Genomic DNA, 16,376 nt, shown 5'->3' with positions numbered 1-16,376 from the left:
TTACCGTCAGTTTTTAATCTTGCCAGGGAAATGCTTCGTAAAAAACACTAATGGTTTGTTGGAAAGGTTCCGGGATTCGCTTCATGACCTCTGCCTCAATTTCCACAGGCACTCCTCCGTAAAAAGCTTCGGCAATCGCACCGGCAATGCAAGCCATGGTATCGGCATCACCGCCCAGAGAAATAGCATTACGCACGGCGCTTTCCCAGTTGTTACTTTCCAGAAAAGCAATGATAGAAGGAGGTACGGACCCCTGACAACTAACATCAAATTGATAGCCAGGCCGAATATCCTCCAATTTTTGTTCCAGGTCGTAACCAAAGATACGTTGAACATGGTCTTTTATCAGCGGTTTACCAAAGCCGGAGCGGGCGAGGTAAATGACGGACGCTACTGCTTGTGCACCTTTGATTCCTTCGGGGTGATTATGCGTAACCTCGGCACTGGCTTTAGCAACTTTCATAACATCAGCCAGTTGTTCAAACGCGAATCCAACGGGGCTGACGCGCATCGCAGATCCATTGCCCCAGCTGTTGTAAGGGCCCTGAATAATTCCCGTCATCCATTTCATAAAAGTACCTCCATAGCCTGCCAAAGGATATCGGCAAGCATAATCTTTGATGTTCTTAGCGAAAGAGGTTTCTGAAAGCAAACTATCTGCTACTGCGACGGTGAGCACCGTGTCATCCGTAAAGTGAGAATCCTTGGTGAAGAGCGGAAAACGCACGTCTTTGACCGGATCTTTTTCGTAGATCGAGCCAATGATATCACCGGCAATAGCACCCAACATAGCCCTGAGTTAGATGGAGCAATGATTTGCTCCTGGTTTTTCGTTTTATCCTACCGATGGTCGCATTGCCCGTGCGCTTTTCGGATTGTGCTAAAGATAGGGAGTTCCTCTAAAATTTCAGAGTGATCTACAAAGAAAGGGTAGAGAGATTGTTCCCCCTACCCTTTCTACGCAATGTGTTTACCGCATGATAATCACATCTCCTTTGATGATTTCTACATCCCCGTTTTTGAATTCTATCTCGGCAAACCATACGTAAACGGCAGCATTTACGGGTTCTCCGCGGTAATTGCCGTCCCAGCCCCAGCGGGGATCATTGGGTTGGCTGCCATAGACTTCAAAGACGGCTTCTCCCCAGCGGTTGAAGACCAGGAAGGATCGGATTTTTTCGACACTGTCATCCGAGAAAATATAGAAAAAATCATTGTCGCCATTGCCATCCGGTGAGAAGGCATTAGGAACATAAATATTCCGGTCTTTTTTGACAAAGATGGTGAGCAAATCACGAGCGGTACAACCATTTTCGTCCTCTATGGAAAGGAAGAACTGGGTAGATTCACTCAATGCCAGATCACGTTGTATCACACATTCCGGACAAGGAAGGGTGGCAATCGTCTGCCAATCAAGGCTCACCAACACAGAAGTATCCACGCTAATTTGCGGGTAGATGTCGGCCAATTCTCCTTCTGTAAGGTATTGATCATCACCTAATTCCAGCGTCAGATCGTTGCCGTCAGGTACGGTGATGGTAGTCAGTAAAAGACAGCCCGTAGCATCTTCTACCACTACTTGATAATCGCCAGCAACCAAGTTGTTGTAGTTGGTAATATTGCCATACGGCGCTCCTCCAATGCTGTACGAATAAGGAGGAATACCACCTTCGACCCCCGTCAGGATAATGCCGCCATCATCATCGCCGGCACAGGTTGGAGTGTCGGTGATAAAATTGAGGGCTTGGGGCTGCTCCGGATTCAGGGATATTTCCACGATATCCTGGGCAGTACATTCATTCACCACATCGGTGACAACCAACATATAGGTACCCGGTGCTTGTGCAGTCAATTGTAGGCCCGTTGCATCATTGATGGCATTGCCATTGAGGAACCACTGGTAAGTATAATTACTGCCCTGTGAACTTCCTGCCCCGCTCAATGAAGTAGTAGGATAATTGCAATCCAATTCAAAATCATCGCTGGTCTGCGCAGTTGGCAGTGCCGTATTTTGGGTCACCAAGACCGAGTCAATATTGGCACAACCATTTTGTTCATCCGTCACCAAGAGGTAGTACCAGCCGGGTTGATTGGCCGATGCGATACTTGCATTGTTATTCCCTACAATGGTTCCATCAGGAGTGGTCCAGTTATAAGTAATTTGTCCTCCCATTTGAGAACTGCTACCATCAAGTGTTACAATAGGTTCACCACAAGTGATGAGTTGCGCTAAGCCTGCTTCCGCGACGGGATACAATTCATTCTCCGTCACTTCTATCATACCAAGATTATCACATCCGGTAATGGTATCGATAATACTGAGCGTATAAAATTGCGCCTGATTAACTTCCAGTAGCAAGGAGTTACCTCCCACTATGGGGTTCAGATTTTCGTCGTACCATTGGTAGACAAACTGAGGTCCGCCATCGGAATCTCGCGCATCAATTTGAACGGTTGCTGTGGCACAGTCTAAAACATCCAATACCTCTAAGACGATTTGTGGCGTGTAAGCCAAATCTTCTATTTCTACCTGCGCAGGTGCACTCAAACAACCGTAGTTTTCATTGGTCACTTGCAGGGTATAAATCCCCGGTTCACTTACCGTAGGTGTCAGCAAATTTTCGTTAGCAGGCGTTATACCTGGTCCTGTCCATTGGTAAGTAAATTGGCTGCCAGTGGTGCTGCCGTTTCCACCAATATTTACTTCCAACACTTCACAATCCAGATCCTGAGGGTTACCAGCATCTGCAAGTGGCAGCGGCACCGTTGCCACCGTCTGAGCACTTGAGGAAATACATCCGTTCGAGTCCGTTACCGTCACTCCTACGGTTCCTCCCGTACTTACCTGCACGGATTGCTGATCACTGCCTATGCTCCAATTGTAAGCAGCAAATGCTGGCTGTACATTGAGCATAGTGAACGAGTCTACACAGAAATTGGTAGGTCCTACGATTGAGAAGACTGGCAGTGCCTGTTCGATGACCGTAGTGCTTGTTTGATTGATACAACCATTGCTATCTTCTACCGTTACGGAATATACGCCGGGCGTATTCACCGTCACCATCGTTGTTGGTGCTCCCGTACTCCACTGGTAATCCACAAAACCTGGCGTAGCAGAAAGCTGCGTCGATAAACCGGCACAGAAATCCAAATCTCCCGAAATCTGAGGGGTTGGCAAAGCATTCTCTACGACTTCTGCTGTGGCAGTACCCGCACAGCCTCCAGCATCCGTCACGTTAAGGGTGTAAGTTCCCGGCTGGTTCACGGTAATGCTATTGGTGGTAGCACCATTGGACCACTGGTAGGTGGCAAATCCTGAACCTGCACTTAGCGTTGTAGACAAGCCAACACAATAGTCTCGGTCTCCAGAGATTACGGGCGAAAGCTCCGTCGCTTCGTTGACCAATTCCGAGGTACTGCCTACACATCCACGGTTGTCCGTTACGGTCAGACCAACACTACCTGGTGTACTCACCGTAATTTCTGGCTGATCGCTACCATTTGACCAACTGTAAGCAGCGTAAGTCGCGCCCGCATTGAGTTGGGTGCTATTGCCAATGCAGTAAGTCAAGGAGCCTCCAATAGAAGGCGTTGGCAGTGCATATTGCTGAACGTTGATAGCGGCTTCAGAAGGACAACCATTGGTATCAATGACATCCAACTCGTAGACACCACCTGTACTCACCGTAATATCTGCTGTTTGAGCAGTGTTTGACCATAGATATTCCGCATAACCAGGAGTAGCCATCAAGGTAGCCGTACTACCACTACAGAATCCTGGCGGCGCGGTAATCATTGGTGGTGTGACGATATAGTTGCTGAGGTCTAAACTGTTTGAAGTGACACAGCCATTGTCATCCGTCACCATCAGCGAGATCGTTCCAACTTGCGTAGCCGTTATATTAGGAGTAGAAGCACCATTTGACCAGTTGTAGTTAACAAAACCAGCTTCAGCACTTAAATTGGTGCTGGTGCCTGGACAGAACTGGGGTGCTCCCGTGATTGCAGGTATTGCGGTAACATATTCTTCTACTGGCTGGCTGGTGACCCCAACACAACCATTGGCATCGGTCACCGACAAGCTGATGGTTGCAGCCGTACTTACTTCGATACTGGTTCCACTTGCCCCCGTACTCCATTGGTAGGAAGAAAATCCTGTCGACGAAGACAGTGTCGTTGTTAAACCGGGGCAAAAGCCCGGTTCGCCCAAGATGCTAGGTACAGGTAAAGCATTTTCGATAACCGTCGTAGAAGTCGTACCAATACAGCCATTGTTATCCGTAACGGTCAGGCCGTAATTTCCAGGGTTCGTTACAGTCAGGAACTGATTGGTATTCCCTGTCCCACTCCAGTTGTAGCTTGCATAACCGTTCCCTCCATTGAGGGTAGTGCTGCTGCCAATACAATAGTCAAGATCACCACTGATGGTAGGTGTTGGCAATGGCAATGATGCCACCTGTACCGAAGCGGTTCCCATACAACCAAATTCATCAGCCACGGTAACCGTATAAGTCCCCGGTGTACTGACACTAATTTCGTTGACCTGGGCATTGTTGGACCACATGTAAGTGCTGAAGTCATCCGGTACGGTAAGCGTAGTACTCAAGCCCGCGCAGAAGCTAGGGACGCCATTGATGACAGGATCAAGTTCGGAATCTTCAACTATCGTAGCGGAAGCCGTATTCTGACAACCATTGGCATCCGTGACCGTGACGGTGTAGGTACCTGCTTGGTTAAGAAAAATGGTATTTGTGTTAGCATTATTGGACCAGGCGTAACTGACATAACCCGCCGTAGCCGTAAGGTTGGTACCCCCTGCAGGACAGAAACTCAGTCGCCCTGTGATCTCTACTGATGGTAGGGGATATTGCGTTAAGCCAATGGAATCGGTAGCCGTACAGCCATTACCATCGGTGACAGTAACGGTAACGCCCATTGTACCAGAAGTCGTAATGGTGTTGCTGGTACCTCCTGTAGACCAGGCGTAACTACTGAACGTATTTGGCACACTCAAAGAAGTGGTCTGTCCAGCACAGAAATCCAAATCTCCAGTGATATCAACCGTGGGGATAACTTCCTGTAAGGTCGCACTGGTGCTTCCTGTACATCCTTCACTGTCGGTAACGGTGACACTTACAGTGGTACCATCCATCACATCCAAAGTAGGATCGGTGCTGGTATCGCTCCACAGGTAGCTGGTATACATCTGACTAAGACTGAGGGTGCTGATTTCGTCTTCACAAAGAATCAGGTCTCCCAGGATGGTCGGTGTAGGATTAGGAACGCCAACGACTTCAACAGTCGTTTCTCCTGTACACCCTATCGCATTGGTAACCGTTACGGTAACCGTGCCTGTACCGACATTGGTCACTTGATTGGTGCTTCCTCCTACTGACCAGCTGTAGTTGTTAAAACCTGTTTCGGTGGTAAGCACGGTGGTGCTACCCGGACAAACCGTGAGATCTCCAGTGATCATCGGCGTTGGTGAAGCTACTTCTACCACCTCAAACTCTTCATAACTTTCACAACCCTGATCATCGGTACCGATGACATAGTAAGTGCCAGGGGTGGTGATGGTAATCGACTGGGTAGTTTGGTTATTGCTCCAAGCGTAGGAAGCATAGCCCGCTGAAGCCATCAACTGTCCGTCTCCATCGGAGCAAATCTGTGCATCTCCGGTGATTTCAATCGGCTCAGCCTCCCCTAATGGTATATCAATCGAAGCAAAAGCTTCACAACCATTCTGGTCAACTACTTCTACCTCGTAGATTCCTGGCCCTACGACATCGTAAATATTGGTGTTGCTCGGGCCACCGATCCAGTTAACACTCTGAAAACTACCCGAAATAGACACCTGACCAAAAGCATTGTTACATAGCGCATCTGGCCCAGCTATCTCTAAATCTACGGGAATGTTTACGACGACATCAACGCTTGTTTCTCCTTCACAACCATCATCGTCGGTGACGGTGACCGAATAGGTGTCAGTTTGGTCAACTGTCAATTCAAAATTATCGGTTCCATCCGACCATTCGTAGGTCTGATAGCTGCCATTTACAACCAGGTCAGTAGACTCTCCTTCACAGATAGACAAATCTCCGGAGATGGTCGGACTAGGTGGTGTAAGTTGATTGACGTAGAAGTCGAGAATCTGGGTACAACCATCCACACTGGTGACAGTAACCGTGTAAGTACCCTGAACATCAATGGTTTGTTCATTGCCATCAAGGTTATTCGACCATTCATAGCTATCATAGCCATCGGTGATGGTCAAATCCGTGCTTTGCCCAGGACAGAAGAATAAATCTCCTTCTACATACGCATCGACACCTTCCCCTTCAATGACTTCAAAATCTGTTTCTCCTTGACAGCCATTGCCATCGGTGACTGTTACGGTGTAAGTACCTGCTGCATCTACTGGTGTAGTAACCGTATTGTAAGAGGTAGACCAACTGTAGCCGGCATACCCTGGCGTAGCCGTAAGGGTAATGGTTTCTCCTATACACACTGCTTCCGGGCCATTGATTTCGGGTTCTGGAAGAGGATTCTCCTCCACATCTACTTCCGCAATACCTTCACAGCCCAAATCGTTGGTAACGGTCACGGAATAGGTATCTGGTATGTCCACAAAAATATCCTGGAAGTTATCAAAAGTCGACCATTCGTAACTTACAAAACCAGGTGTCGCGGTAAGGATGGTGCCTTCACCTTCACAAAAATCCAGGCTTCCTGTAATGTTTACAATGACAGGAGGGGCGATATCCAGGGTAAAGTTGGTGGTTCCTTCACAGCCATTATCATCTGTAACGGTAAGCTCATAACCACCAGGATCCGTGACGACAATGGTGGGGGAAGATTCATTCGTCGACCATTCGTAGGTCGCAAAATCTTCCGTCACCTCGAGTACGGCTTCTTCTCCTTCACAAATTTCATCAGGGCCAAAAATTTCTGGCTGAGGAACAGGAAGCGCACCCACCGTAAAACTGGCGACGGACTCACAACCTGCGGCATCAGCAACTGTCACTGAATAAGTGCCAGGGCCAACGCTGATATTATCTGCGGAGGAGTTATTGCTCCAGGTGATATCATCAAAGGGGCCACCGTCTAATTCCAGCGAAGTGGTTTGGTCAATACAGACTAAATCTTCACCAATGATTTCTACTTCCGGCCCCTCTCCTACCAATACTTCCACTTCCAAGAAGTCTTCGCAACCAAATTCATCGATTACGGTAATGGTATAAACAATATCCCCAACAAAATCAGGTGGAAGATTGACGTTGGTTGTCAATGAAAAAGGATTAGACAAGTAACTATCACCACCATTAGTGCCTGACCACTCGTAGGTGGCTCCGTTGGCGCCAGGAGCAGTAGCAATCATGGTAAAGCTGTTGCTTCCTGCACAAAACTCGTATGAGCTATTGTTAATGGTCATATTGAAATCAGGGCAATCATAGATACAAGAGCCATCATCAACTACAGCATTGGGATCGAAATTAAGTGCATCAGGATCGGTACAACCACAAAAAACTGGATTGGGGAAGATATAGGTAATATCCAGTGCAACCCCTGAGTCCGCTCCGGCGTGATCTGAAATACAAATGTTTGTAGTGATGTCTCCATCAGGTGGGAACAATGCCCATAAATCCGCAAAAGAATTAATTCCTGGCGTTCCTAATCCACAAGCATCATCGGTAGTGACGCCATAACTTCCGCCCCCAAGGGCCATACCATTTTCAGGATCAGGGCCTCCACCATCAGAGAAGGTATAATTTGAAGGATTGCCAGGCGAGCCCAAATCGGCAGAGTTTCCACAAGGACATCCACCAGTACAACTGCCTATTACGCCGGGGCGTTGAAAAATATTTAAATAGGTTCCGTCAACTTCTATCCACAATGCCAAATCACCTTGCCAAGTGTGCTGAATATCCAGCGACAAACCGGTAGGAAAACCTGTAACAGAGGGATTAAAAGTAACGGTAACACAATAAGCGTTTGCAAGGTTACCATTAACAGGGACTGAGGCATCAGGTAGTGCAACAGTAGGGTTTTCACATTGCGAGTGAAGTGAATTTGTCAATAGTAATCCTACCAAAAGGAAAACAGCGGATACGATAGGTAAAGTTTTGCTCATAGACAACTTGATTGAAAATTTCAATAATACCAATCTATCGGTATTCCATACTGATAGTATTAGCAACAGAAAGATAGCCTACGAGAGCACGAGTGATTTCGGGAAATAGGATAGCAGCAAAAGGTGTGATCCTTTTGCCTCTTTTTTTGGTCTAGTCAACTTCAGCACAGTTTCTAATACACTATTAACTCAGCTAAAGAAGTAAGACTTAAGACTAGCCAATTATTTGGAAATAACTGACTTCATCTTCTTTTATAGGTTCGCTGTGTTACAAAAGTAGGTTTTTCTTTCAGGAAAAAAAGAAAAACCAAATAAAATAAAGTCCGTTCATTGACGATAATTGCTATAACAAGCATTATTGCAGCAACTTAGGCTACATATTAAAATTTATCTAATCAATGTAACATCTCCCTTCAGAACTTTTAGGTCTCCATTTTTCAATTCAACTTCTGCAAACCAGACAAATACGGCAGGATTTAATGTTTCCCCCCGGTGAGTTCCATCCCAACCTACGTTTGGATCGTTGGGTTGGATATCTGTCCTTTCAAAAACCAGGCTACCCCAACGTTCGAAAATCCGAAATGAGTTAATTTTTTCAATGGTATTATCATCGGAAAAGATGTAGAAGACATCATTATCGCCATCACCATTAGGTGAAAATATGTTAGGTACATAGATGCCTTCCTTGATTCGGACGAAAATGGTGACTGCATCATTTGCTGTACAACCATTCTCATCCGTGACCGTTAAGAAAAATTGTGTGGACTCAAATAAGGTAATGTCTTTTTGATAAAGACATTCAGGGCAATTAAGAGAGGCGAGTGTATTCCACGTCAAGGATTGCAACTGTAAAGAATCAATACTTAGTAAAGGGAAAATATCTACCTCATCACCCACCTCAATGGTTTGGTCCTCTCCTAATTCAACTGTCAGGTCGTTGCCGTCCTCCAGTTCAGCAACAGTCGATAATTGGCAGCCGTTGGCGTCTTCCACGACGATGGTGTAACTTCCTGCACCCAGATTGTTATAATTTGTACTGGTGCTGAAAGGTTGCCCTGAAAAACTGTAAACGTAAGGGCTCAGACCACCACTGACATTACTGACCGTAACACTACCGTCGGTTTCTCCGGCACAAGTTGGTGGATCAAAAACCAAGTCAAAATCTTGTGGAGCATCAGGATCTTCATTGATGACGACAGCGGCACTTGCGGTGCAACCATTATTGGTATTCGTAACGACAAGGGTAAAAGTTCCGGGCATTTGCACCGTCAAGGCAAGATCGTTTTCTCCAGCAATAGGAGCGCTGGCTTCCCACCATTGGTAAGCAAACTCACTGCCCTCGCTACTTCCCTGACCACTGATCGTCAAAGTTTCCTCACTGCAAAATAGCGTTGCCGCGTCACTGGTAATCGCTGTGGGAACAGCTACATCCTCCATGACCTCCAGGGACAATGCGGTTGCACAGCCATTGGCATTGTCGGTCACAGTATAAACATATACCCCAGGAACATTAGCTACGATGGAGGATGCAGACGGATTCCCTACAATAACTCCTCCCGCGGTGGTCCACAGCTGCTGTAGGTTGGCGGAGGGGTTAGTGATCGTTCCCGTAAGGCTTACCTCAGTGACCAGACAATTGAGTTGGTTGTCTCCGTCCAGGGAAATACTTGGATGATCTCTATTTTCTTCCACTTCTACGTCTGTCTGCGCTACACAAGCCGTGAGTTCATTGGTGACGATTAGGGTGTAGAGGCCGGGCGTCGTGGCCTCCAAGCTCAAGCTCGTTGCCGTCTCAATGGTTTCGCCATTAGGATCAAGCCACTGGTAAGTGAAGGCTTGCCCAGTCGCCGAACCACTTCCGTCAAGTAATACGGAATTGGTAATACAATCCAGCGTATCGTTTACGGCCAACGCAATCGTCGGTAATTCGTTCATCAGGAATACTTCCACAGTGTCTACAACACTCAAACATCCATTGGCTTCATCGGTCACCAATAGCGTATACTGTCCTGGCTCGTCCACCTCGGGCGATAATTCTCCCTGGTTGTTGCTATTGATTCCTGGCCCTGACCAAAGGTAGGAAATGGTGTCTCCCTGGGTAGTTGTTTGACTCCCCAATACGACCATCTCTGTATCACAATCCAGGGTATTGTCTTCCCCGGCAAAGGCCAAGGGTAGGTTAATTTCGGTAACGCTGGTAAAGTCCTCATTCTGACAGCCTTGGTCATCCGTTACCGTTACGCTTATTGGGCCAGCGGTGTTGATAGTAATGCTTGGTTCCATTTCTCCCGTACTCCAGAGATAGTTGGCAAAACCAGAAGATACCATCAAGTCCGCAGAACCGCCAGCACAAAATTCGTCCGGTCCAACAATGGCAACCGGAGGTAAAGCCAACACTTCTACGGATAGCATGGCACTAGCCTCGCAACCATTGTTATCCGTAAACACCAGGCTGTAGTCCCCAGCAGCATCTACCTCCAATTCGGGACTCATGGCTCCAGTATTCCACAAAAAAGTGCCACTAGAAGAAGCCTGCGCCGTAAGCAAAGCACTCTCCCCCTCACAGAAGGAAGTATTTCCATCAATCGCTACCGTCGCTCCACTAAATCCTTGTACATCCACTGCAACCTCACCGCTACAGCCAGCGGCATTGGTTACAGAAACGGTGTACGTACCCGCAGCATCAACCAAAAGGTTGTTTTCCATACTCCCATCCGACCAGGTATAGGTAGCAAACTCCTCCGTAACAAAAAGCGTGGTGGTTTCACCTGGACAAAGTCCTTGGTCACCAGCAATTTGAGGTAACAAACCTGGTGCCAGGTTTACGTTGACCTGAGTGGTGCCTACGCAATTATTACTATCCGTCACCGTCAGGCTCACGGGCCCGGCCATCCCTACACTGATTGTCTCGGTGGTCGCACTTGTCGACCAAGAATAGGCACTATAGCTTTCTGAGACCCCCAGTGTGGTAGGAAAACCATCACAGAAACTAAGCTCTCCTACGATAGCGGGCTCGGGGAGCTGATACATTTCTAATTCAACATCACTGCTATAAGTACACCCAAAGGCATCCATTGCGGTGACGCTTAAGGGATCATCGGTTGTAACGCTTATTTCGCTGGTTGTTTCCCCTGTCGACCAGAGATAATTGACGAAATCTCCCGTCACGCTCAGGGTTGCGCTTTCATTGGCGCAGAATCCGGCCGGAGCAACGATGGCCAAGGTTCCTTCAGGAAAGAGGCTCAGGTCGGCGACACTACTGGTAACACAACCATTGCTATCCGTAACCGTCACGCCTGCGGTACCAGGAATGTTAAAGGTTGTGGTCGGCGTTGTATCATTGTTCGACCAAAGGTAGGTTTCGAAAGCCGGACTTACCGTCAGCTCGGTAGTGGTAGCTACGCAAAATTGCAATTCACCATTGATTTGTGGATCGGTGGTAAAAAATTCATCGACGACTTCGGCAGTGGTACCTACACAACCGTTTTCATCAATTACGGTAAGTCTTATGATGCCTTCTGTAAAAGCCATGGTTTGAGGCCCTGTATCACCATTGTTCCAAAAATAGAGGGCATAGGTTTCGCCACTACTTAGCAAGGTGGTATCACCCGGGCAAAATCCTGTTTCGCCAATAATCGTAGGTGAAGGCGAAGGGGATGTCGTCACCTCGACCATGTCTTCCCCGGTACAGCCATTTCCGTCGGTCACCGTTAGCCCGTAAGTACCACCCGTGTTGATGGTCAACAACTGTGCGCCATTGGGAAGTGTGGACCAGTCGTAATTGACATATCCGGCCCCACCATTCAGCACCGATGTTACACCTTCGCAAAAACTGAGGTTACCCGTAATCGAGGGGGTCGGCAGCGTGTCAATGCTTACCTGTAGATCGGCTTCCGCCGAACAGCCCAAATCGTTGGTAATGGTAAGGGAATAGGTGCCTGCTTGATCTACCGTGATACTTGGTGTTTCTTCGGTCGTTGACCACAGATAACTTGCGTAAGCTCCGTCTGCCGACAGGCTGGTATTTCCACCTGCACAGAAACTATCTTCCCCATCAATGCTAATTTCAGGAATAGAGAAACTAACTTCCTGGCTGGCAGTCGCTGTACAGCCAAAATCATCCGTCACCGTCACGCCATAAACCTGGGCATCCATCACTGTGATGGTCTCCGTTTCACTGGCATCAGACCATAGGTAACTCACAAAACCTGGTGTAGCAGCCAATTGGCCATTTCCGTCCACGCATATTTCCGAAACACCTGTAATGCTCACGCTGGGAGAAGATAATGCTGAAAGCGTAAAGCTACCACTCACCCGACAGCCATTGCTATCGGTTGCGGATAATTCATAAACAGCAGCAGCATCTACAGAGATAGCAACTGTTGTTGCGCCAGTAGACCACAAATAATCCGTGAATCCAGCTGGACCAGTGAGCGTAGTACTCGTTCCAGGACAAATTTCAGTAGGCCCACTGATGACAACCGGTTCAGGTACAAAATTGGTTAAAATAACCGTATCTGCACCCAGACAGCCCGCTGCATTGGTCACCGCAACAGTATAGCTACCGGGCTGATTGATAAACACTTGTGCCGTCGTGTCTCCGGTAGACCAAAGGTAAGTTGAAAAAACAGGGTCAACAGCAAGAAGCGTACTATCACCAATACAGAAAACCGTATCCCCCACAATTTCGGGTGAGGGTACAGATGCCGCTAGTAATCCAAAAGTAGTTGAGGCCGAACAACCTGCTGAATCGACAACGGTCAGTTGGTAAACGCCCGCAGTATCCGTCATGATGGAGCTGTTAATACTACCCGTTGACCAAAGATAACTTGCGAACCCCGGAGTAGCACTGAGCGTAGTAGCGTCGCCAGGGCAAAGACTACCTGGCCCTGTGATCATGGGCACAGGAAGTGTCAGGGTGTCGATGATAAAGGATGCTTCAACCGAACAGCCACTGCTGTCTACAGCCAGCAAAAGTAGGGTATCTGCCTGCATGACTTCAATGGTCATCGTGGTATCACCCGTCGACCAAAGGTAGCTCACAAAACCAGTTGATGCGGTCAACATAGCAGTTTCATCTACACAAAAAGTAGAGGGGCCCGTGATGGTGAGTGGAGTTAAGGGGTAATGTGCCAGCGTAAAGGTATCGCGTGCCGTACAACCATTGCTGTCTACGACTTCGAGCATGTAATCGCCTGGTAGCTGTGCGTTTGTAAAGGAAAGTGTATCGCCATTGGACCACTGATAGCTGACGAAACTGGTATCGGCAAATAATAGGGCGTTATCCGTTGCACAAATCGTATCAGGACCATTGATCACTACCGAAGGAGTAGCAAAGGCGTTGACCACCACCACATCTGTTGCCGCACAAGCACCTCCGTCCATCACCGTTACACTGTAGGTTCCCGCACCAACAAGGATGGTATCCATAGTTGCATTATTGCTCCATAATATACTCTGGAAAGGGCCACCTTCCAAAATCAGTTGGGTACTGTCGGTACCACACACAAAGGTTTCGCCAGCAATATTGACCGTAGGTCCGGCGGCTACCATGACTTGCGTGGAGGCAAATTCCTGGCAATTGTACTGATCCGTAATGGTACAGGTATAGGTAATATTCCCTGAAAAGCCCTGGGGCAGAAAAACGCGGGTCGTAGCACTGTTGGGGTTTTCTAAATAGTCGGTGCCCAATCCCGTGCCAATCCATTCAAAGGTAGGATTGCTCGCTAATGCCGCGGTAACTGAAAGGGTGACAGTATCTCCAGCACAAGCATTGATCAGAGGGTTTAGATTTTCGACCCCAAAATCCTGACACTCATAAAAACAATCCCCACTGCTGACACTGGCATCCGGGTTGAAGTTGATGGCATTGGGATCCATACACCCACAAACGTAGGGATTAGGGAAGATGAAATTGAGATTGGAAACGTAGCCTTGGTGGAGGCTTGCGTGATCGGTGAAGCATATTTCGGCTTCGACCAAGCCCTCGGGGCAATTACTCCATAGATCAACGAAAGAATTCACCCCTAGCGTACCTACACCACAGGCATCATCCATGGTAAGGCCGAAATTACCTCCAGCCGAAATGCCGTTATCAGGCTCGGTACCCGTATCATAAAAAGTGATGATTTCAGGAGCAGCTTGGGTACCAATGATGGCACTACTTCCACAGTCGCCATCAGGAATATTAAAGGCACAATCAGCATCACAATTGCCAACGGCACCGGGGCGTTGCAAGATATTGAGCCGTTGTCCACAGGCTTCGACAAAAATACCAAGGTCGCCTTCGTATTCATGCCACAAATCCATCGTGATACCGGTGGGCCAGCCGGTAATATCGCTGTCAAAGCGAAAGTAAAAACAATGTGCCTCAGGGTTACTCGCACTTGATTCCGAAACCGGTATCGGTGTATCCGTAAGCGCACCTTCTTGTCCGTCGCACGGTTGCCCCCAAGCAATAGCTGGAGCAAGGCCCAAACAAATACACGCGAACAAGACCCCTTTTTTTTGTAGATAGTTGAACATACCTTTCTTCCTTTTTGCTTCCGTAGAAGTCATCTCCTTCCATCAGGCCAACCCTAATAAAAGACCAAAGTCTGAGTGTATGTTCATGGGATAATAACAGTGTAATTCGCAAAATCCAAAGCTACTTCTTATGCGCAAAAAAGAGTTTTCAGACTTGCGCGAAGTCTTAATTTATTACACCAAGTGTTGCTAATACTACCTGAGAATAAAACAATACTGTTTGGGTCTGAACATGTTCAGGTAGTAAAAAACTTTCCAATAACTGAGGCAACGGGACTGCACAAGCTGAAACAACCTTTAAGTCATTTCATTTGTGAATTTCAAGGCGAGTGTAGAATACATAGTATGCAAGCAGGACGAGTATACCATGATCAGTATCTCCCCGGCGTTTATGCTTGTAAAGGAATACAAATATAGTTTTTAATTAATAGAAAAAGAAAATATCCGAATAAATATCAAATATAAAAGACTCTTAATATTTATCCTGATTAAGCAAGCCCCCGGCGTTTTACTTCCTTGGTGACCAACTCTAGCTCTCTACTCATGTCTCCTGTCACAGAGCTATTTTCCTGGGCTCTTCGAATCAAATAAGGAACAACTTCTTTCACCTGTCCGTAAACTACATACTTAGCTACATTGAACCCTGCTTTTGCAAGGTTGAACGTCAGGTGGTCACTCATGCCGTATAGTTGGCAAAAGTTCAAGTGAGGGTGATTACGAGGAATTCCCTTCTCTACGATCAACTCGGCCTGAAGGCGGGCACTAGCTGCATTATGAGAAGCATTGCAAGAGCCAATTTCTTCGTAGTGATCCACACAGAAGCGGATGGCGGTATTAAAAGCATCATCCGTAGCCTCCTTGTTGGGCTGAATAGGCGAAGGATAACCCAACTCGGCTGCACGCTCACGTTCCTTGTCCATGTAGGCACCACGTACCATTTTGGCCCCCAGTTTATAACCTCCCCGTTTTGCCAATTGGTAGGAATCAAACAAAAACTGTAGCCGATCGTGGCGATACAGCTGGAAGGTATTGTACACTACGACTTTCTCACGATTGTAACGCCGCATCATTACCGTCACCAAGTGGTCAATACTGTCTTGAATCCAACTTTCTTCGGCATCAAAAAACACCCCTACCCCATGGGTACAAGCTACGTGGCAGATGGCATCCATCCGTTTGAGGACCACTTTGTATTCTTGCCGGGTGGCGTCGGTAAAAGGTTCTCCTTTCTGGAGGCTCTCTAGCAATCCAAAGCGCGCCAAGCCACTGATCTTGGCACTCACTACCGGGACGAAATCGTTGTGTTTAGCAAACTCAATCGACCGAATCGTCTCCTTCATGGTATGGTTGTAATCCTCTTCTGTTTCTTTTGCTTCTGCCCCATAATCGAGAATCGTCAAGGTATTGAATTTGGCCAATTGGTCAATGGAGGGCATACTTTCCAGCAGGGTTGTGCCGCCACAAAACTGCTCAAAAATCGTGTTCTTGACGATGGTCTCTACGAAAGGCAAGCGCAACCTAATGGCCAACAAGCCCAATTCTGACCCCATATTGACCAACCAGGCTTTGTTCATCATTTTGAAGAGCCACGCGGCTTTTTTCAGCTCGGCATCGGTCTTGTGAGCAAAAGCAATTTCCGTGTTAGAAAAATTGATTTGCAAAATATCCTCTCCTACCATGCCTTCGGCGATGGCTTGGGTTTTCTCCATGTCTTTGGGCA

At 47.5% G+C, this 16,376-nt stretch carries 4 protein-coding genes; all 4 read right to left on the bottom strand.

What is annotated here, in order from left to right; translation table 11 throughout:
- Nucleotides 1-13 precede the first annotated feature (13 nt).
- The 4 genes from AB0L18_RS20405 to AB0L18_RS20390 all read right to left on the bottom strand — a co-directional run bounded on the left by AB0L18_RS20405 (nucleotide 14) and on the right by AB0L18_RS20390 (nucleotide 16,365).
- A complete protein-coding gene (locus AB0L18_RS20405; protein ID WP_367389173.1) occupies nucleotides 14-790 on the bottom strand; it encodes an ADP-ribosylglycohydrolase family protein in 777 nt (258 codons plus the stop codon).
- Between the two features lie 180 nt (nucleotides 791-970).
- Complete coding sequence (locus AB0L18_RS20400; protein ID WP_367389172.1) at nucleotides 971-8,131, bottom strand: gliding motility-associated C-terminal domain-containing protein; 7,161 nt, start codon at nucleotides 8,129-8,131, stop codon at nucleotides 971-973.
- Nucleotides 8,132-8,518: 387 nt separating this feature from the next.
- The gene (locus AB0L18_RS20395; RefSeq protein ID WP_367389171.1) at nucleotides 8,519-14,656 is read right to left on the bottom strand and encodes a gliding motility-associated C-terminal domain-containing protein; all 6,138 of its coding nucleotides are present in this window, start codon (nucleotides 14,654-14,656) and stop codon (nucleotides 8,519-8,521) included.
- Between the two features lie 488 nt (nucleotides 14,657-15,144).
- Nucleotides 15,145-16,365 (bottom strand): proline dehydrogenase family protein, encoded by a 1,221-nt coding sequence (locus AB0L18_RS20390; protein ID WP_367389170.1) that lies wholly within the window; start codon nucleotides 16,363-16,365, stop codon nucleotides 15,145-15,147.
- Nucleotides 16,366-16,376 lie beyond the last annotated feature (11 nt).

It is taken from the genome of Lewinella sp. LCG006, assembly GCF_040784935.1.
Taxonomy (GTDB): Bacteria; Bacteroidota; Bacteroidia; order Chitinophagales; family Saprospiraceae; genus Lewinella.
This window is presented reverse-complemented; position numbering and strand designations above follow the sequence as displayed.